The 17,258-nt window shown below is 54.5% G+C and carries 18 protein-coding genes and 1 tRNA gene; 12 read left to right on the forward strand and 7 right to left on the reverse strand.

Features of this window, described 5'->3' with window-relative positions; translation table 11 throughout:
* Nucleotides 1-57: 57 nt before the first annotated feature.
* Together ASC74_RS23650 and ASC74_RS23655 are read right to left on the reverse strand one after the other, a co-directional pair.
* The gene (locus ASC74_RS23650) at nucleotides 58-270 is read right to left on the reverse strand and encodes a cold-shock protein (RefSeq protein ID WP_007905882.1); all 213 of its coding nucleotides are present in this window, start codon (nucleotides 268-270) and stop codon (nucleotides 58-60) included.
* A gap of 292 nt (nucleotides 271-562) precedes the next feature.
* Nucleotides 563-865, reverse strand: a complete 303-nt coding sequence (locus ASC74_RS23655; protein ID WP_056744489.1) for a hypothetical protein — start codon at nucleotides 863-865, stop codon at nucleotides 563-565.
* Nucleotides 866-1,239: 374 nt separating this feature from the next.
* Here ASC74_RS23655 and thrS point away from each other — a divergent pair, with 374 nt between their 5' ends.
* The 9 genes from thrS (at nucleotide 1,240) to ASC74_RS23700 (ending at nucleotide 8,695) form a co-directional block, all read left to right on the forward strand.
* Nucleotides 1,240-3,162 (forward strand): threonine--tRNA ligase, encoded by a 1,923-nt coding sequence (thrS, locus tag ASC74_RS23660; RefSeq protein WP_008145656.1) that lies wholly within the window; start codon nucleotides 1,240-1,242, stop codon nucleotides 3,160-3,162.
* Nucleotides 3,162-3,713: a translation initiation factor IF-3 gene (gene infC, locus ASC74_RS23665; protein ID WP_169857083.1), complete on the forward strand. Its 552-nt coding sequence runs from the start codon at nucleotides 3,162-3,164 to the stop codon at nucleotides 3,711-3,713. Before thrS ends, infC begins: the two co-directional genes overlap by 1 nt.
* Before the next feature lie 60 nt (nucleotides 3,714-3,773).
* Complete coding sequence (rpmI, locus tag ASC74_RS23670; protein ID WP_008145659.1) at nucleotides 3,774-3,968, forward strand: 50S ribosomal protein L35; 195 nt, start codon at nucleotides 3,774-3,776, stop codon at nucleotides 3,966-3,968.
* Nucleotides 3,969-3,995: 27 nt separating this feature from the next.
* Nucleotides 3,996-4,352 (forward strand): 50S ribosomal protein L20, encoded by a 357-nt coding sequence (gene rplT, locus ASC74_RS23675; RefSeq protein WP_007905879.1) that lies wholly within the window; start codon nucleotides 3,996-3,998, stop codon nucleotides 4,350-4,352.
* Nucleotides 4,353-4,461: 109 nt separating this feature from the next.
* A complete protein-coding gene (pheS, locus tag ASC74_RS23680; RefSeq protein ID WP_054596661.1) occupies nucleotides 4,462-5,478 on the forward strand; it encodes a phenylalanine--tRNA ligase subunit alpha in 1,017 nt (338 codons plus the stop codon).
* A gap of 26 nt (nucleotides 5,479-5,504) precedes the next feature.
* Entirely contained in the window at nucleotides 5,505-7,886 is a 2,382-nt protein-coding gene (pheT, locus tag ASC74_RS23685) for a phenylalanine--tRNA ligase subunit beta (protein ID WP_056744491.1), read from the forward strand.
* 3 nt (nucleotides 7,887-7,889) lie between these two features.
* Nucleotides 7,890-8,192, forward strand: a complete 303-nt coding sequence (ihfA, locus tag ASC74_RS23690; protein ID WP_002553164.1) for an integration host factor subunit alpha — start codon at nucleotides 7,890-7,892, stop codon at nucleotides 8,190-8,192.
* Complete coding sequence (locus tag ASC74_RS23695) at nucleotides 8,173-8,529, forward strand: MerR family transcriptional regulator (RefSeq protein WP_003179985.1); 357 nt, start codon at nucleotides 8,173-8,175, stop codon at nucleotides 8,527-8,529. Before ihfA ends, ASC74_RS23695 begins: the two co-directional genes overlap by 20 nt.
* Before the next feature lie 89 nt (nucleotides 8,530-8,618).
* Nucleotides 8,619-8,695: transfer RNA gene (locus ASC74_RS23700), tRNA-Pro, on the forward strand.
* A 568-nt stretch (nucleotides 8,696-9,263) separates the two neighbouring features.
* Here ASC74_RS23700 and ASC74_RS31685 read toward each other — a convergent pair.
* The gene (locus tag ASC74_RS31685; protein ID WP_076030514.1) at nucleotides 9,264-9,530 is read right to left on the reverse strand and encodes a hypothetical protein; all 267 of its coding nucleotides are present in this window, start codon (nucleotides 9,528-9,530) and stop codon (nucleotides 9,264-9,266) included.
* Nucleotides 9,531-10,051: 521 nt separating this feature from the next.
* Between ASC74_RS31685 and ASC74_RS23705 the strand changes: the two genes are divergently transcribed.
* Nucleotides 10,052-10,282 (forward strand): hypothetical protein, encoded by a 231-nt coding sequence (locus tag ASC74_RS23705; RefSeq protein WP_045060682.1) that lies wholly within the window; start codon nucleotides 10,052-10,054, stop codon nucleotides 10,280-10,282.
* Between the two features lie 540 nt (nucleotides 10,283-10,822).
* Here ASC74_RS23705 and ASC74_RS23710 read toward each other — a convergent pair.
* The 3 genes from ASC74_RS23710 to ASC74_RS23720 all read right to left on the reverse strand — a co-directional run bounded on the left by ASC74_RS23710 (nucleotide 10,823) and on the right by ASC74_RS23720 (nucleotide 14,444).
* Complete coding sequence (locus ASC74_RS23710; RefSeq protein ID WP_046047633.1) at nucleotides 10,823-11,836, reverse strand: isocitrate dehydrogenase; 1,014 nt, start codon at nucleotides 11,834-11,836, stop codon at nucleotides 10,823-10,825.
* Nucleotides 11,837-12,179: 343 nt separating this feature from the next.
* Entirely contained in the window at nucleotides 12,180-12,941 is a 762-nt protein-coding gene (locus tag ASC74_RS23715) for a YoaK family protein (RefSeq protein ID WP_056744493.1), read from the reverse strand.
* 258 nt (nucleotides 12,942-13,199) lie between these two features.
* On the reverse strand, nucleotides 13,200-14,444 hold the full coding sequence (locus tag ASC74_RS23720; protein ID WP_056744495.1) for a malic enzyme-like NAD(P)-binding protein: 1,245 nt from the start codon (nucleotides 14,442-14,444) through the stop codon (nucleotides 13,200-13,202).
* Between the two features lie 199 nt (nucleotides 14,445-14,643).
* Here ASC74_RS23720 and ASC74_RS23725 point away from each other — a divergent pair, with 199 nt between their 5' ends.
* Nucleotides 14,644-14,958: a hypothetical protein gene (locus ASC74_RS23725; protein WP_056744497.1), complete on the forward strand. Its 315-nt coding sequence runs from the start codon at nucleotides 14,644-14,646 to the stop codon at nucleotides 14,956-14,958.
* A 210-nt stretch (nucleotides 14,959-15,168) separates the two neighbouring features.
* Here ASC74_RS23725 and ASC74_RS23730 read toward each other — a convergent pair whose 3' ends face one another.
* Nucleotides 15,169-15,399, reverse strand: a complete 231-nt coding sequence (locus ASC74_RS23730; RefSeq protein WP_046047630.1) for a hypothetical protein — start codon at nucleotides 15,397-15,399, stop codon at nucleotides 15,169-15,171.
* Between the two features lie 140 nt (nucleotides 15,400-15,539).
* On the opposite strand from ASC74_RS23730, the gene ASC74_RS23735 reads away from it, so the two are divergent.
* Nucleotides 15,540-17,195, forward strand: coding sequence for a SulP family inorganic anion transporter (locus tag ASC74_RS23735; RefSeq protein ID WP_056744499.1), 1,656 nt, complete (start codon nucleotides 15,540-15,542; stop codon nucleotides 17,193-17,195).
* The last annotated feature ends 63 nt before the right edge of the window (nucleotides 17,196-17,258 follow it).

The following is a 17,258-nucleotide window of genomic DNA, read 5'->3' on the forward strand; positions in this document are numbered from 1 at the left end:
GTTTCACCCATAAAAAACCCCGTCACGTGGACGGGGTTTTTTTAGTGCGGCTGAAAATTACTCAGCGCGGACTTGTGCAGCTTGCATACCCTTTTGGCCTTTCTCAGCCACGAAGGAAACGGTCTGGCCTTCTTTCAGGCTTTTGAAACCGTCGCTTTCGATAGCTTTGAAGTGTACGAACAGGTCGTCACCGCCACCTTGAGGAGTGATGAAGCCGAAGCCTTTTTCATCGTTGAACCATTTAACGGTGCCGGTTTGGCGATTAGACATGGTGTATCTCCAAGAAACATATATTTTCAGTAGTGCTGTGCTGCTCAGGCCAACTGGGCACACCGGGGTATCATAGTCGAAATGTTCGCTTTGGGAGCCCCCCGGACGTGCTGTTTGCCCTGCAGTCGCGTTCTGTTTGCTGCTTTGTTTGGCTGCAAGCCCCGTTTTAAAAGGCTTTCAGCCAAAAGTAAAGACAATAAAAAAACCTGTAAAACCTGAATAAATTGTACGAAAAAGCGGTTTTCAGAGGCTTTTTACTGTCATTGCAGGCGCAAAAAGCGCTCTGTCGGGCTTATTTTTTGGCCTTGTCAGCGGCTTTGCACGCGCCAATTTGCGTCAGTGCCTTTTGCTTCAGGGCGTCACTGGCGGTGTTGTCCATCAGGGACTGGATGTCTTTGGCCGGGTACGATTTGATGGCGTCGGCGCCGCAAGCGCAGTGAGCCTTTGCTGCTGCAGCACCGATCTGCGGAGTGGCCGCTTCTGTGCACTGAGCCATGTATTTCTCGCGTTCGCCCTTCGGCCAATCGGCATGGGCGGCCAGTGGCAGCAGCAAAACGATGGGGGCGACGACTGCGAATAAACGTTTCAGATGCATGCTGGGATGCTCCTTGTGGGTCAATGTCTTGTTATCTGAGGGGTAAAGCAGGGTTCTAGTTCAGCACTCTGGCATAAAATTGCTCGATTTGCCCCAAGACAAAGCCTCGGTGCATCGACGACCGTTCATCTGTGCTAGCATGCCTGGCTCGGGCGTTTGCAGGCTCCGGATGACCTTCAGTCCCGGTAGCGGCAAATGTGCGAATAACCCTGATTTGAATCCCAGTCACTCTGGTTCGGTTTTCCGGTTGGCCGCAAGGCTCCTGCCGCTGTAAGGCAGGCGTTCGTCATTGAATGGCCTGGATCGGATCTTGTACTGGCTCATCCCAACCCACGTGACCTTTGGTAGGGGTCACCACTAGGAGAGGAGGCGCCATGCCAACTATTACTCTTCCCGACGGCAGTCAACGTTCATTCGATCACCCGGTATCCGTAGCCGAGGTCGCCGCATCCATTGGTGCAGGTCTGGCCAAAGCCACCGTGGCCGGCAAGGTCGATGGCAAGCTGGTCGACGCCAGCGACATCATCGGCAGCGACGCTACGCTGCAAATCATTACGCCAAAGGATGAAGAGGGGCTGGAGATCATTCGCCACTCTTGCGCCCACCTGGTTGGCCATGCGGTCAAGCAGCTGTACCCGACGGCCAAGATGGTCATCGGTCCGGTCATCGACGAAGGCTTCTATTACGATATCGCCTTTGAGCGTCCCTTCACTCCGGACGACCTGGCCGCCATCGAACAGCGCATGCAGCAGCTGATCGAAAAAGATTACGACGTGATCAAGAAAGTCACTCCGCGCGCCGAAGTGATCGAAGTGTTCAAGGCCCGCGGCGAAGACTACAAACTGCGCCTGGTCGAAGACATGCCGAACGAGCAGGCCATGGGCCTGTACTATCACGAAGAATACGTCGACATGTGCCGCGGTCCGCACGTGCCGAACACGCGCTTCCTGAAATCCTTCAAACTGACCAAGTTGTCCGGCGCCTACTGGCGTGGCGATGCCAAGAACGAGCAATTGCAGCGCGTTTACGGCACGGCGTGGGCAGACAAGAAGCAGCTTGCGGCTTACATCCAGCGCATCGAAGAAGCTGAGAAGCGCGATCACCGCAAGATCGGCAAGCGTCTGGGCCTGTTCCACACCCAGGAAGAGTCGCCGGGCATGGTGTTCTGGCACCCGAACGGCTGGACTCTGTACCAGGTGCTCGAGCAATACATGCGCAAGGTTCAGCGCGACAACGGTTACCTGGAGATCAAAACTCCGCAGGTCGTTGATCGCAGCCTGTGGGAGAAGTCCGGGCACTGGGCCAACTACGCCGATAACATGTTCACCACGCAGTCGGAAAACCGCGACTACGCCATCAAGCCGATGAACTGCCCTTGCCACGTGCAAGTGTTCAACCAGGGCCTGAAAAGCTACCGTGAGTTGCCGATGCGTCTGGCCGAATTCGGTGCGTGCCATCGTAATGAGCCATCGGGTGCGCTGCACGGCATCATGCGTGTGCGTGCGTTCACTCAGGACGACGCCCACATCTTCTGCACTGAAGAGCAGATGCAGGCCGAATCCGCTGCGTTCATCAAACTGACCATGGACGTTTATGCCGACTTCGGCTTCAAAGACGTCGAGATGAAGTTGTCCACTCGTCCGGAAAAACGCGTCGGTTCCGACGAGCTGTGGGATCGCGCCGAAGCGGCCCTGGCTGCAGCCCTTGATAGCGCTGGCCTGCCGTATGATCTGCAACCGGGCGAGGGTGCGTTCTACGGTCCGAAGATCGAGTTCTCGCTGAAAGATTGCCTTGGCCGCGTCTGGCAGTGTGGTACCCTTCAGCTCGATTTTAACCTGCCTGTCCGTCTGGGAGCCGAATACGTCTCTGAAGACAACAGTCGCAAGCACCCGGTTATGTTGCACCGGGCGATTCTTGGCTCCTTCGAACGTTTCGTCGGAATCCTGATCGAGCACTACGAGGGTGCATTCCCCGCGTGGCTGGCTCCGACCCAGGCAGTGATCATGAATATCACTGATAAACAGGCTGATTTCGCCGCTGAGGTTGAAAAAACTCTCAACGAAAGCGGATTTCGTGCCAAGTCTGACTTGAGAAATGAAAAGATCGGCTTTAAAATCCGCGAGCATACTTTGCTCAAGGTTCCTTATCTCTTGGTTATCGGAGATCGGGAAGTCGAGATGCAGACTGTCGCTGTGCGTACTCGTGAAGGTGCTGACCTGGGCTCGATGCCCGTCGCCCAGTTCGCCGAGTTCCTCGCTCAAGCGGTTTCCCGGCGTGGTCGCCCAGATTCGGAGTAATTACTATTAAGCGTGAAATGAGACAAGATAAACGAGCTGCACCGAAGGCCCCGATCAACGAGAATATCTCGGCACGCGAGGTTCGGTTAATTGGGGCTGAAGGTGAACAGCTTGGGATTGTGTCAATTGAAGACGCGCTTCTTAAGGCTGAAGAGGCCAAACTGGATCTGGTGGAGATTTCCGCCGATGCAGTACCCCCTGTTTGCAAACTGATGGACTACGGCAAATCGATCTTCGAAAAGAAGAAGCAGATTGCCGCGGCCAAGAAAAACCAGAAGCAGATTCAGGTTAAAGAAATCAAGTTTCGTCCAGGGACGGAGGAAGGGGATTACCAGGTAAAACTGCGCAACCTGGTACGTTTCCTGAGTGATGGGGACAGGGCCAAGGTATCCTTGCGATTCCGCGGCCGTGAGATGGCCCACCAGGAGCTGGGGATGGAACTCCTCAAGCGAGTTGAAGGTGACTTGCTCGAGTACGGTTCGGTCGAACAGCATCCTAAGATGGAAGGACGCCAACTGATCATGGTCATCGCCCCGAAAAAGAAGAAGTAATCAATAGGGCACGGCAGGCCTTCTGATTATGTTTATCAACTGAATGCGGAGTATCCGAACATGCCAAAAATGAAAACTAAAAGTGGTGCTGCTAAGCGGTTTCTGAAAACTGCTAACGGTATCAAGCACAAGCACGCTTTCAAGAGCCACATCCTGACTAAAATGTCGACCAAGCGTAAGCGTCAACTGCGCGGTAGCAGCTTGCTGGCACCGTGTGACGTGGCAAAAGTCGAGCGCATGCTGCGCCTTCGTTAATTTAGTCAAGAATAGAGGAAGTAACTCATGGCTCGTGTAAAGCGTGGCGTCATTGCCCGTAAACGTCACAAAAAAATTCTGAAACTTGCTAAAGGCTACTACGGCGCTCGCTCGCGCGTATTCCGTGTTGCCAAGCAAGCGGTAATCAAGGCAGGCCAATACGCCTACCGTGACCGTCGTCAGAAAAAACGTCAGTTCCGCGCTCTGTGGATCGCTCGTATCAACGCTGGTGCACGTATCAACGGTCTGTCCTACAGCCGTTTCATCGCCGGCCTGAAAAAAGCGTCCATCGAGATCGACCGTAAGGTTCTGGCTGATCTGGCAGTGAACGAAAAAGCGGCGTTTGCTGCGATTGTCGAGAAAGCTAAAGCCACCTTGGCTTAAGTACCCCCGACAGTCACCCGGCCTCACCTCTGTGGGGCCAGGTGTTAAACGTCATAAATAGGGGAAGAGCCTTCAAGCTCTTCCCCTATTTTGTATCTGGAGTCTGTACATGGAAAACCTGGATGCGCTCGTCTCTCAAGCACTAGAGGCTGTGCAAAGCGCTGAAGATATCAATGCCCTGGAGCAAATCCGGGTTCACTACCTTGGCAAAAAGGGTGAATTGACTCAGGTGATGAAGACCCTGGGGAATTTGCCGGCAGAAGAGCGTCCGCAAGTCGGCGCCTTGATCAACGTTGCCAAGGAGCGTGTCACAGAGGTTCTCAATGCGCGCAAGGCACTGTTTGAAGAGGCCGACCTGGCCGCCAAACTGTCCGCCGAGTCCATTGACGTGACCCTGCCTGGCCGTGGCCAGACCTCGGGTGGTCTGCATCCGGTTACTCGCACTCTGGAACGCATCGAGCAGTTCTTCACCCACATCGGCTACGGCATTGCCGAAGGCCCTGAGGTCGAAGACGACTATCACAACTTCGAAGCGCTCAACATCCCAGGCCATCACCCGGCCCGGTCGATGCATGACACCTTCTATTTCAATGCCAACATGTTGCTGCGCACCCATACCTCGCCGGTACAGGTCCGCACCATGGAATCGAAAAAACCGCCGATCCGCATCGTCTGCCCAGGCCGTGTGTACCGTAGCGACTCCGATATTACCCACTCCCCGATGTTCCACCAGGTCGAAGGCCTGCTGGTCGACCGCGATATCAACTTCGCCGACCTGAAAGGGACCATCGAAGAGTTCCTGCGCGTGTTCTTCGAAAAAGAACTGGCCGTGCGTTTCCGCCCTTCGTATTTCCCGTTCACCGAGCCATCCGCCGAAGTCGACATGGAATGCGTGATGTGCAGCGGTAAAGGCTGCCGTGTCTGCAAGCAGACTGGCTGGCTGGAAGTCATGGGCTGCGGCATGGTTCACCCGAACGTGTTGCGTATGTCCGGGATCGACCCGGAAGAGTTCTCGGGCTTTGCCTTCGGCATGGGTGTTGAGCGTCTGGCCATGCTGCGTTACGGCGTAAACGACTTGCGTCTGTTCTTCGACAACGACTTGCGGTTCCTCGCGCAATTTCGCTAGTCGTAACGAATTCTTAGGAGAGCAGGATGAAATTCAGTGAACAATGGCTGCGTGGCTGGGTAAGCCCGCAGGTAAGTCGTGACGAGCTGGTTGCTCGTCTGTCGATGGCCGGTCTTGAGGTCGATAGCGTTACGCTGGCCGCCGGCGAATTCACCGGTGTGGTGGTGGGCGAGGTGCTGAGCACCGAGCAGCACCCGGACGCCGACAAGTTGCGCGTTTGCCAGGTCAGCAATGGTTCGGAGACCTTCCAGGTCGTTTGCGGTGCACCCAACGTGCGCCCGGGCCTGAAGATCCCGTTCGCCATGATCGGTGCCGAACTGCCGGGCGACTTCAAAATCAAGAAAGCCAAGCTGCGTGGCGTTGAGTCCAACGGCATGCTGTGCTCGCAAGCCGAGCTGCAAGTCGGCGAAGGTAACGATGGCCTGATGGAATTGCCGGCCGATGCGCCGGTCGGTCAGGACATTCGTGAGTACCTGAGCCTGGATGACGCCAGCATCGAGGTCGACCTGACCCCGAACCGCGGCGACTGCCTGTCCCTGGCCGGTCTGGCCCGTGAAGTCGGCGCGTTGTACGCTGCTGAAGTCACCCGTCCGGTGGTTGCTGTCGTGCCAGCCGTGCACGACGAAGTGCGTTCGATCGAAGTGCTGGCGCCAGCCGCTTGCCCGCGTTACCTGGGGCGTGTGATCCGTAACGTTGACCTGTCCAAGCCGACGCCACTGTGGATGGTTGAGCGCTTGCGTCGTGGCGACGTGCGCAGCATCGACGCTGCCGTCGACATCACCAACTACGTGATGCTGGAGCTGGGTCAACCGCTGCATGCCTTCGATCTCGCCGAAATCAATGGCGGCATCCGCGTGCGCATGGCTGAAGAAGGCGAGAAGCTGGTACTGCTCGACGGTCAGGAAGTCAGCCTGCGTAGCGATACGCTGGTGATTGCCGACCACACCCGCGCCCTGGCCATTGCCGGCGTTATGGGTGGCGAGCACAGCGGTGTCAACACCGCGACCACTCGCGACGTGTTCCTGGAAAGCGCGTTTTTCGATCAGATTGCTGTCGCTGGCAAGGCCCGTTCCTATGGCCTGCACACCGACGCCTCGCACCGCTACGAGCGTGGCGTGGACTGGCAGCTGGCCCGTGAAGCCATGGAGCGCGCCACTGGCCTGCTGCTGGAAATCACTGGCGGCGAAGCTGGCCCGATCATCGAAACCGTCAGCGAGCAGCACCTGCCATCGATTGCGCCAGTTACTCTGCGTGCGCAACGCATCACTCAGATGCTGGGTATGGAAATGGAGTCGGCCGAAGTCGAGCGTCTGCTCAGCGGCTTGGGTCTGAAGATTTCTGCCGATGGGGCAGGGCAGTGGCGCGTTGAAGTACCAAGCCATCGCTTCGACATCAGCCTGGAAGTCGATCTGATCGAAGAGCTGGCTCGTCTGTATGGTTACAACCGTCTGCCGGTTCGCTACCCGCAAGCTCGCCTGGCGCCGCAGGCCAAGGCTGAGGCGCGGAGCGATCTGCCTGAGCTGCGCCGTCTGCTGGTAGCTCGTGGTTATCAGGAAGCGATCACCTACAGCTTCATCGATCCGAAACAGTTTGAGCTGTTTAATCCGGGTGTCGAGCCGCTGCTGCTGGCCAACCCGATCTCGAACGACATGGCGGCCATGCGCTCGTCCTTGTGGCCAGGCCTGGTCAAGGCGCTTCAGCACAACCTGAACCGTCAACAGGATCGCGTGCGTCTGTTCGAAAGCGGCCTGCGTTTCGTCGGTCAGCTGGAAGGCCTGAAGCAAGAGCCGATGCTGGCGGGTGTTGTTTGCGGTAGCCGTCTGCCGGAAGGCTGGGCACAAGGTCGCGATGTGGTGGACTTCTTCGACGTCAAAGCCGACGTAGAAGCGGTGCTGGGCTTTGCCGGTGCACTGGATTCGTTCACTTTCGTACCGGGCAAACACCCTGCGTTGCACCCGGGTCAAACCGCGCGCATCGAACGTGAAGGTCGCTTGGTCGGTTTCGTCGGTGCTATTCACCCTGAGTTGTCGAAAACTCTCGGTCTCGACCGTCCAGTCTTCGTATTCGAGCTGGTTTTGGCCGAAGTAGCGTTGGGCAAAATGCCTAAATTCCAGGAGTTATCGCGCTTTCCTGAAGTGCGTCGTGATCTGGCACTGATTGCAGCCACGGACGTTGCGGCCAGTGCCGTACTGGACGTAATCCGTGAAAATGCAGGCGAATGGCTGACAGACCTCAGGCTATTTGACGTGTATCAGGGTAAAGGCATTGATCCTGATAGAAAAAGCCTTGCAGTCGGCTTGACCTGGCAGCATCCATCGCGCACTCTTAATGACGATGAGGTGAATACCACGACGCAAAACATCCTCACCTCGCTCGAACAAAGGTTGAACGCCACGTTAAGGAAGTGACGTATGGGGGCTCTGACGAAAGCTGAGATGGCGGAACGTCTGTATGAAGAGCTGGGCCTGAATAAACGGGAAGCCAAGGAATTGGTCGAACTGTTTTTTGAAGAAATCAGGCACGCTCTTGAAGACAACGAACAAGTCAAATTGTCCGGTTTCGGCAATTTCGACCTTCGGGACAAACGCCAGCGGCCTGGCCGCAATCCGAAAACGGGTGAAGAAATCCCGATCACGGCTCGCCGTGTGGTCACCTTTCGTCCAGGGCAGAAGTTGAAGGCCCGAGTTGAGGCTTATGCTGGAACCAAGTCATAACGACGAGCTACCCGTCATCCCAGGCAAACGCTACTTCACCATTGGTGAAGTTAGCGAGCTGTGTGCAGTAAAACCACACGTGCTGCGTTACTGGGAGCAGGAGTTTCCTCAACTCAACCCCGTCAAACGCCGCGGAAACCGCCGGTATTATCAGCGACAAGACGTGCTGATGATCCGGCAGATCCGCGCGCTTCTTTACGATCAGGGGTTCACCATCGGCGGCGCACGGCTGCGTTTGTCCGGCGATGAAGCCAAAGATGACACCACTCAATACAAGCAAATGATTCGGCAGATGATCGCTGAGTTGGAAGATGTACTGGTTGTGCTCAAGAAATAAATTCCTGCTTTTAAATACTTCCAGTTTTCAAAAGCTTGCGATATATTCTTGAGCGTTCTTCGAGAAGAGGAACGGGTTTCACGCCTAGTCGGGGCGTAGCGCAGTCCGGTAGCGCACTAGCATGGGGTGCTAGGGGTCGAGTGTTCGAATCACTCCGTCCCGACCATATAATTCAAAGGGTTGCGAGATTTTATCTCGCGACCCTTTTTTATTTTTGGACGTTTTTACCCCCACAAAACGACTGGCTCTAGGTAGAAACTTCACGATATCCATACAGCTTTACACCCCCGCATCTGATGGCTTTCTCGGCCCCAGTGCGCTGGCCGAGGCGATGGCGGCGGCTGAGCAATGGATCGACAGTCAGCTCCATTAGAGCGAAACCGATCGTCATTCCCAAACCACATGATGATGCTCGTATCAGCCCTGCAGGTTTCCGGTTATTCATGGGGGAAGCTGCCAGGCGCCAAAGCTGGCGTGGGAGATATGGGCAGCTTTTCTTTATGCACAGAAACTGACCCGATGCCGCTCCTCGACGGCCGGCCGGAGGGCAGCTTCTTCCCGCTTCGCGCAGATTATGAGCGCTCCATGGGAGTTCCATTGTTGGTGATCAATGGCCGTGGGCTTGATTGGAGAGAATATTTAAAGTACTCCCCTGCAAGTAATCGGCGTTAAGCGTCTTGAAGCAGTTAATACCCTACGCTAATAGTTATTTTTAGCATTATGTAGGAGACCCTCTATTCAGTTTTTAGTGTTGATACAAATGTAGCCAGCAAAGGATCTTTTTCAGCATTTTGCTTGTGCCTGCCGATGAAAATCCACTCGTCCTCTGTCCAAAGAATTCGTGTTGTTTTAGGTGCTTTGCAGTCAAAAACAACCTGATAGATTTTTGTTTCTCGCTGCTGGACGACGACGCATTGCTCAAGGCAAACCAACAATCGCTGCCCGGGCTCTAGTGTCGGCACATTGAGCGGGACACACATATTAATTTCTGTTTTTCGCATGATGACTTTCGTCCTTAAAATTCAGAAACCGTACGCGGTAAATCAAAAGCAAAGGCGATCCGTTGCGGTGAGGGACTCGTCTCATGTCTTTGAACATGACGTCCTATGTGCACTTCAAGGTGCAATCATTACGGTGAAGTAGTCACTTTGAACCCGTACAGGCAATTACCTCCAGGGTGTGGAGCTGATAGCTCATTGCTGATCGTGAGAGCTTTTTGGGTTCGGTTTTGTTCTCGATCTGGCCGTCAGAGCTTTATCACTTGACGCTTACCCGCAAGGTTGTGGGCTTTCAAAGACAAAACATTGGGTGGGAGCGCTCAGGCCGGCGTACCTCATAGAGTTCAGTGGTTCTGTTCATGACTAGCCTCCGAGGGTTCATATGTGCATAATATTATCATGCAGTGATAATAGAAAGGCAATCTGCTCGACCTTGCCTCAGGCAGGAGCGACGTTTTTTGCTCAACTGCCGGGAGGCAAAATCACGCATGAGAACAGAAAGATGTGAGCGCTTGGAGAGCTGCATGAAACGTGAGGACGTAAAAATCAAACACGCTGAAGGCATTCAGTTTGACACCCATTTAATTGCCAATCCGGCCAACACCCAGGAGTGGATCGCCTTCTTTAAAAAGGAAGCAGGAAGAAGCTTTTTCCTGGTCAATGACAATGAAGAAATTGAACCCTTCCGACACCTTGATGATTTGATTCATGAGCTGCGTGAAATCGGTATCAAGGTGGCTGAAATTCATTTTTGAATTCTTTTTTCTTGGAGTGTCGTCATGTCTGTCAGGGTCGAACATCTGTCTAGTCAGAGTGAAGATCTATGGTCCGTGTGTGTAGGTGCCCGGCGAATTCAGTTCCGCAATGAGCAGGGTGCAAAGGACTATGCGGCAAAGCTGAAAGAGCGTATAGAAGCTCCACATATATACCCGTATGCAGTGCCGGCAACCGGCGACAGAAACTGCAGTAAGTAATTAAATGTGTTGCCCTTGTTTTATTATAAAGATTGAAACATAACAAAAAATAACAAGATTCCCTGCTTGAGGGTGATGCAAGACTCGACGAGTTATAAGTCCCCATCAGAGGAACACCAGGAGATTTTTTAATCGGTTGGCCTGTCTTCCTGTTGCGAAGGGGCGCCAGTGATTCCTGGGCGTTTTTGCCTGGGGTCGGTGCTGATGGGTAAAGATCTACCCCTCTTGGGCATTTTGATTTCTCTTCAATCAAAGAGGGGCGGTAGGCGTGGCGCAGGATATAAAAACGCCAGCTCTGACTGAGCTGGCGATTACGTTTATCTAGTCACGCAAGTAGGCCACCAAGGCGTCAGCGAAGGACTCAGTCGTTCCGGTTCCCCCCATATCCGGTGTCACCTGATCGCAGGCGGTTTTCAAAACAACGCGGATAGCGGTACGAATGCGTGTCCCCTTGTCCACCATGCCCAGATAATCAAGCATGTCCGCGGCAGCCAACAACAATGCACAAGGGTTCGCGATGTTCTTGCCAGCGATGTCCGGTGCCGAGCCGTGGACCGCTTCGAAGATGGCCGCATCGGCGCCGATGTTAGACCCGGGCGCCAAGCCCAATCCACCCACCAGGCCTGCGCACAAGTCTGAAAGGATGTCACCAAACAAGTTGGTGGTGACAATGACATCGAATTGATGGGGATTCATTACCAGCTGCATGCAGGCGTTATCGACGATCATTTCGTGGAATTCGATTTCCGGATAATCCGCAGCGACCTCACGCGCAACCTCAAGAAACAAACCGGAGCAAGACTTTATGATGTTGGCCTTGTGCACCGCGGTAACTTTCTTGCGGCCTTTGCTACGAGCCAGCTCGAACGCGTATCGCACGATGCGTTCGGAGGCTGTGCGTGTTACGCGAATACTCGCCAAAGCGACTTCGCCGTCTTCTGAAATACTCTGTCCTTCGGGTAAGTAAGCCCCCTCGGTATTTTCGCGCACTGTGATGATGTCGATATCTTCGAAGCGCGAACGGGTCCCCGGGAAACTGATCGCTGGTCGGACATTGGCGTAGAGGTCGAAATGGCGGCGAAGGTGAACGTTGATCGATGAGAACCCACGGCCAATCGGTGTCGTCAAAGGGCCTTTAAGTGCGATGCCATGTTTGGCGATCGTATCGATAGAGGCGGGTGGCATCAGCTGTCCATGTTGCTGCAACGCCTCCAGGCCGGCCTCAACGAAGTCGTAGCGAAGATTGCAGTCAAGGGCGTCGAGTACGCGTAGCGTCGCTTGCATGATCTCGGGGCCGATGCCGTCGCCCTTGATGATTGCGATTGTTCTGCTCATGGTCTCTTCCTTAACAGAGCTTTGTCAGCCTGCTGTATTGATTGGGTCATTGAGACTAGTGTCACGAGTCTGCTGATAGGCATTGACTGTCGGACGGCTTTCACCGCGCCAGTGTGCTGTGTTTCATCCTCCGCGCCGTGACTGCGCAGGTCATCGCAGATCAAATGACGGGCGTCCTGAGACGGGTGTCAGATCTCGCGCCGCACAGAACTACTCGAGGATGCTGCTGCTACGGGGCGAGCTACCGGATCAAGCGTACTGTCACTGCTCCATCGAATATGCGCATAACATTAACATACAATGTTAATGTTTGCGGTAGGCGCGCTCAGCAAAAGTCATTGGCTCACTTTCGCATGACGCGGCGGACCAAAAGCCTGGCGTCATCAAAGGCAGGCACGATTGCCAGCGTCACCAGAACCATCGCGAGCGGTACCGTTGAGATGTAACCAATGTGCTTGAACCCAAATGCCCCCATCACGCCGCCGAAGAAAAAATTCAGCGCCAGCAGTATCAGTATTTTGAGCCGGGTCCGATTGGCGAGAACTTTTGGGTGTGTTGATGTGCTGGCGGCATTCCAGTAAAAGAGTTTTCCCAACTCAATTCCGATGTCCGTGATGATGCCGGTGATGTGTGTCGTTCGGATTTCGGCTTTTGAAATTTTGGTGATCACCGCGTTTTGTAGCCCCATGATGAAGCACAGGAGCATCACGGTGACTGACACGAACAAACCATCCACGGTGGATAGTTGGGCGCCCAGAAAGCCAAAGCAGATAAGCAGAAAGGCCTCGACCAAAAGTGGCACTGCAAACTCACTGTGCATCCGTCTGCGTCGGGAGTAATTGACCATGACCGCAGAGCACGCAGCCCCAACCAGAAAAGACAACAATGCGCCGGCGCCACTAAGTACCAGGCCGTAGGCTCCCAGCACACTGTTGTCTGCCATCGAAGAGACGATGCCCGTCATGTGTGAGGTGTACTGATGCACTGCCAGGAAACCGCCAGCGTTGATTGCTCCCGCGACGAAGGCCAAGGCAAAGCCAAGATGTCGGTTTGCGGCGGTGGTACGCCTTCGCCCGGTGAGACTCCTGACATATTTGATCGGCATTTATTCACCCTTGTCTCAAGGGTATGAGGCGCAAAAAAGCCAACCGATTATGTATGTCTGATATCACCAGGTCCTCGCAATTTAGACGGGGCTGCTCGTTGAGTGTTGAAGCCGTTGGCTGTTGTTTCTACTGGTCGGTGAACAGGATCGCCTGCTGGAGCAGCAGACGGTGCAACGACTGGATAGTCCCAAGTGCGGCAGCTGCCAACCGTGCAATAGGTTGTGCAGCTGCGGCACTTCTGCATGATTGACGTCAGCTTACAGCGGGTAGTGCGCCGGGTAATGCAGCTTCGCAACGCCGGTGTCGATAGCGGCCTTGGCCACTGCACCGGCTATTGCTCCGAGCAGGCGAGCATCGAGCGCTTTGGGGAGGATGTAATCGCGGCCAAACTCAAGTTTATCGACGTTGAATGCTTGCAGCACTTGCACCGGTGTCGGCTCTTTGGCCAATTGGCGCAGTGCTTCCACCGCCGCAATTTTCATCGCTTCGTTGATCCGGGTTGCGCGAACATCCAGCGTCCCGCGGAAAATGAACGGAAAGCCCAGAACGTTATTGACCTGGTTAGGGTAATCAGAGCGACCGGTCGCCATGATCAGGTCATCACGTGTGGCCATGGCCAGCTCGTAGCTGATTTCAGGGTCCGGGTTCGAGCAGGCAAACACGATCGGGTTAGGTGCCATCGCTGCCAATGCTTCTGCCGGGAGGAGATTGGCTCCAGACAGGCCGACAAACACGTCAGCACCGGTCATGGCTTCCATCAGCGTACGAGGGCCACCGTCGTTAACGAACTGTGCTTTGTATTGATTGAGGCCTTCCCGAGCGGAGTGGATAACACCGACACGATCGACCATGTATAGGTTGCTTTTTTGAGCGCCGAGACTAAGCAGCAGGCGCATGCAAGCAGTGGCAGCTGCACCGGCGCCGAGGCAGACAATTCTCGCATTACCCAGGGTTTTGCCCTGAATCTCAAGTGCATTGAGCATGCCGGCGGCAGTGACGATGGCCGTACCGTGTTGGTCGTCATGGAAGACTGGGATGCTGCACTGTTCGATCAGTGCTTCTTCGATTTCAAAACACTCAGGCGCTTTGATGTCTTCCAGGTTGATGCCACCAAAGGTGTCGGCAATGCGCACGACGGTCTCAATAAAGGCCTGGGAGCTCTCGGCATTGACTTCGATATCGATCGAATCGATTCCGGCGAAACGCTTGAACAGCAATGCTTTGCCTTCCATGACCGGCTTGCTGGCCAAGGGGCCTAGATTGCCGAGGCCCAGAATGGCTGTACCGTTGGTGATCACGGCCACCAGATTGCCTTTACCGGTGAAGCGGTAAACATTCTCTGGATTCTTCGCAATTTCGCGTACAGGCTCCGCTACGCCTGGGCTGTAGGCCAGTGCGAGTTGGGCGGCTGTGTCGGCAGGCTTGGTCAGCGCGATGCTGATTTTTCCTGGGGTTGGGAATTCGTGGTAATCCAGTGCAGCCTTCTTGAAGTCGGTAGTCATGCATCACCTAATTAGATGTTGATTACAATCACATGCTAACACTATTATAATGATAGGCAACGAGGTCCTGACCCACAGACCAGGATCAAATTGCCAGTTGCGCGCTGCTGATGAAGGGGTTTATCAGCCAGCGGACCCACTCTATTGGCCCTAAGACTTCAGGGCGGGCCTGTATCTGTTGGTCAATAGAGATCCTCCTATGCTTGAACCCGTATTAGGCCACCTCGTGTGGCCATTTTTTTGCGCGCTCGAATGTCCCCAGCGTCAAGACGCTGAGGTGATGGACGTGGCTCAAATGAACGCGGTGATCAAAATAGCGGGGGGCGAAAGGGGAGCAGGCCATGACAAAGGCGCTGAGAGAGGTTTAGCCGGCCATCAACTAACAGGCAACAGTTCAGGTGTTGTGCTGAGCTGTCTTTCGATGCGGTCCATCTTCAAGGTGTTTGGTGTTCTGTTCCTGTTAGCCAAACGTCGAGCCTGTCCAATGGAAGGAAATGACCTGGGTCTGCGTTGATCAGTGGTCTTGACTGTGAGAGGCGTGGTGGGTTCGCGGGAAGGCATGGGGTGCGTCGATTCTTTCTTTGAGTGTGGCGGCATAGTCCTTTGCTCCCTGCTCAGTCCGAAATTGGCAGCGGCTACCGAAACAAACAGACCAAAGCGCTTCGCTCTGACCGGACAGATACTCGACTTTTACTGACAGGGTCAAACTCTCTAAGTGGAACAATCAGAAATGAACTTCGGCGGACTTGATACCCAGCTCTCGAAGCTCGCGGATCAGTTCATCGAGGTGTCCAAATGACTCAATCTCCTCATTGTCATTGACCAGGAAATAGCTTCTCCCGGCTTCCTTTTTGAAAAGAATGATCCACTCGTGCGTATTGGCCGGGTTGGCTATCACGTGCGTGTCGAAGTGCATGCCTTCACCGTGTTTGGTTTTGACGTCTTCGCGTTTCATTCGGGGTCTCCGGGCATATGTTTCTGCGCTCTCGACACTGTATCTACAGGGTCGCTGGTGTCGTACGAGGCTAGGCCAATTGCTTTACTATTATCACTACGTGTGAATAGTATGCACATGCCACCAGCGCGAGGCTAGTCATGATTGCCATACGAGAAGCTTGGAAAGCGGGCTTGTTAGGGCGCAAGCACTGGCTTCGAAATATCGTCTCGGGGGTCATCGTCGGTGTCGTGGCGTTACCCTTGGCCATGGCGTTTGCCATCGCCTCGGGCGTCAAGCCGGAGCAAGGAATCTACACGGCAATTGTTGGTGGCTTATTGGTTTCGCTTTTCGGCGGGAGTCGACTACAGATTGCCGGCCCTACTGGGGCGTTCATCGTCATTTTGGCCAGCGTGACAGCCAAGTACGGCGTTGATGGCTTGCAGATCGCGACAATGATGGCGGGTGCAATATTGTTACTGCTTGGCATCACCAAGCTTGGCGCACTTATCAAGTTCATTCCCGATCCCGTGATCGTTGGGTTCACCGCCGGCATCGGTGTGATCATTTGGGTCGGGCAGTGGAAAGACTTTTTGGGCTTGCCGAACATCAGTGGCGACCATTTTCATGAGCGGCTTTGGCACCTCATCCAGGCTCTGCCCGGACTCCATGTGCCCACGACCCTATTAGCCCTTTTGAGCCTGCTGTTGGTGATACTCGCGCCTAAAGTACCAGGCGTAAGGCGTGTTCCTGGTCCTCTGATTGCCATGGTCGTTGTGACGGCGTTGCATTCCTGTTTTAAGTTCGATGGCGTGGCAACGATCGGAAGTGCATTCGGGGGGATTCCTCAAGGACTGCCCAAAATTGGCCCTCCTGAAATAACGCTGCCGCAGATCATTGAATTGATTGGTCCTGCGTTCGCGATCGCGATGCTGGGGGCGATCGAGTCGCTGTTGTCTGCTGTTGTCGCCGACGGGATGGCCGGCACCAAACATGACTCCAATCAGGAGTTAATCGGACAAGGCATTGCCAACCTGGTCACTCCTCTGTTTGGTGGTTTTGCTGCGACAGGCGCGATCGCTCGAACAGCGACCAACATCCGCAACGGTGGCAACAGCCCCATTGCGGGTTTTGCGCACGCCGTCACGTTGATTTTATTGATCTTCTTCCTGGCACCTCTGGCTTCGGATATCCCGCTGTGCGCGTTGGCTGCGATCTTATTCGTGGTCGCTTACAACATGAGCGAACTGAAGCACTTCACCCGCATGGTCAAACGAGCCCCAAAAGCGGATGTTGCGATCCTTTTAATCACTTTCAGCCTGACCGTTTTCAGCGATCTGGCGATTGCAGTGAATATCGGGGTCATTCTCGCCATGCTGCAGTTTATGCGTCGGATGGCTGCATCTGTAGAGGTGCAGTTAATGGTCGAAAAAGAGCTGGAGGCAGAGTTGCGCTTGAATGGGCATGTACATCTTCCACCCGGTGTTTTGGTTTACACCATTGAGGGGCCTCTCTTCTTTGGCGCAGCAGAAACCTTTGAGCGCGTTTTGGCTCAGACGCACACCGATCCCGGGACGTTGATTATTCGTCTGAAACGGGTGCCGTTCATGGATATCACGGGCTTACAAACGCTGCTCGAAGTTATTGAGCAGTTGCGTAAACGCAGCATCGTCGTGAAGTTGTGTGAAGCCAACGAAAAAGTCCTTGGCAAGCTCGATAAGGCAGGGGTTCTTCAGGCACTCGGCTCACAGCATTATCATGCTGACTTCAGTGGTGCACTGGGCAGCTACGCCGAGATCGACAAGCCCCAGGGCTAGAGATGAGGTGCAAGAGAGTACAAGGAGCGATGAGCAGGCATTCGTCGTGCCCGCTCATGCGCA

Origin of the sequence: Pseudomonas sp. Root329, assembly GCF_001424925.1 — a bacterium.
GTDB classification, from domain to species: domain Bacteria; phylum Pseudomonadota; class Gammaproteobacteria; order Pseudomonadales; family Pseudomonadaceae; genus Aquipseudomonas; species Aquipseudomonas arabinosi.

Bases quoted from the DNA above. Each gene is read 5' to 3' on its own strand.
- ASC74_RS23650 (WP_007905882.1), bottom strand. From the start codon at position 270: ATGTCTAATCGCCAAACCGGCACCGTTAAATGGTTCAACGATGAAAAA.
- ASC74_RS23655 (WP_056744489.1), bottom strand. From the start codon at position 865: ATGCATCTGAAACGTTTATTCGCAGTCGTCGCCCCCATCGTTTTGCTG.
- thrS (WP_008145656.1), top strand. From the start codon at position 1,240: ATGCCAACTATTACTCTTCCCGACGGCAGTCAACGTTCATTCGATCAC.
- rpmI (WP_008145659.1), top strand. From the start codon at position 3,774: ATGCCAAAAATGAAAACTAAAAGTGGTGCTGCTAAGCGGTTTCTGAAA.
- rplT (WP_007905879.1), top strand. From the start codon at position 3,996: ATGGCTCGTGTAAAGCGTGGCGTCATTGCCCGTAAACGTCACAAAAAA.
- pheS (WP_054596661.1), top strand. From the start codon at position 4,462: ATGGAAAACCTGGATGCGCTCGTCTCTCAAGCACTAGAGGCTGTGCAA.
- pheT (WP_056744491.1), top strand. From the start codon at position 5,505: ATGAAATTCAGTGAACAATGGCTGCGTGGCTGGGTAAGCCCGCAGGTA.
- ihfA (WP_002553164.1), top strand. From the start codon at position 7,890: ATGGGGGCTCTGACGAAAGCTGAGATGGCGGAACGTCTGTATGAAGAG.
- ASC74_RS23695 (WP_003179985.1), top strand. From the start codon at position 8,173: ATGCTGGAACCAAGTCATAACGACGAGCTACCCGTCATCCCAGGCAAA.
- ASC74_RS31685 (WP_076030514.1), bottom strand. From the start codon at position 9,530: ATGCGAAAAACAGAAATTAATATGTGTGTCCCGCTCAATGTGCCGACA.
- ASC74_RS23705 (WP_045060682.1), top strand. From the start codon at position 10,052: ATGAAACGTGAGGACGTAAAAATCAAACACGCTGAAGGCATTCAGTTT.
- ASC74_RS23710 (WP_046047633.1), bottom strand. From the start codon at position 11,836: ATGAGCAGAACAATCGCAATCATCAAGGGCGACGGCATCGGCCCCGAG.
- ASC74_RS23715 (WP_056744493.1), bottom strand. From the start codon at position 12,941: ATGCCGATCAAATATGTCAGGAGTCTCACCGGGCGAAGGCGTACCACC.
- ASC74_RS23720 (WP_056744495.1), bottom strand. From the start codon at position 14,444: ATGACTACCGACTTCAAGAAGGCTGCACTGGATTACCACGAATTCCCA.
- ASC74_RS23725 (WP_056744497.1), top strand. From the start codon at position 14,644: ATGCTTGAACCCGTATTAGGCCACCTCGTGTGGCCATTTTTTTGCGCG.
- ASC74_RS23730 (WP_046047630.1), bottom strand. From the start codon at position 15,399: ATGAAACGCGAAGACGTCAAAACCAAACACGGTGAAGGCATGCACTTC.
- ASC74_RS23735 (WP_056744499.1), top strand. From the start codon at position 15,540: ATGATTGCCATACGAGAAGCTTGGAAAGCGGGCTTGTTAGGGCGCAAG.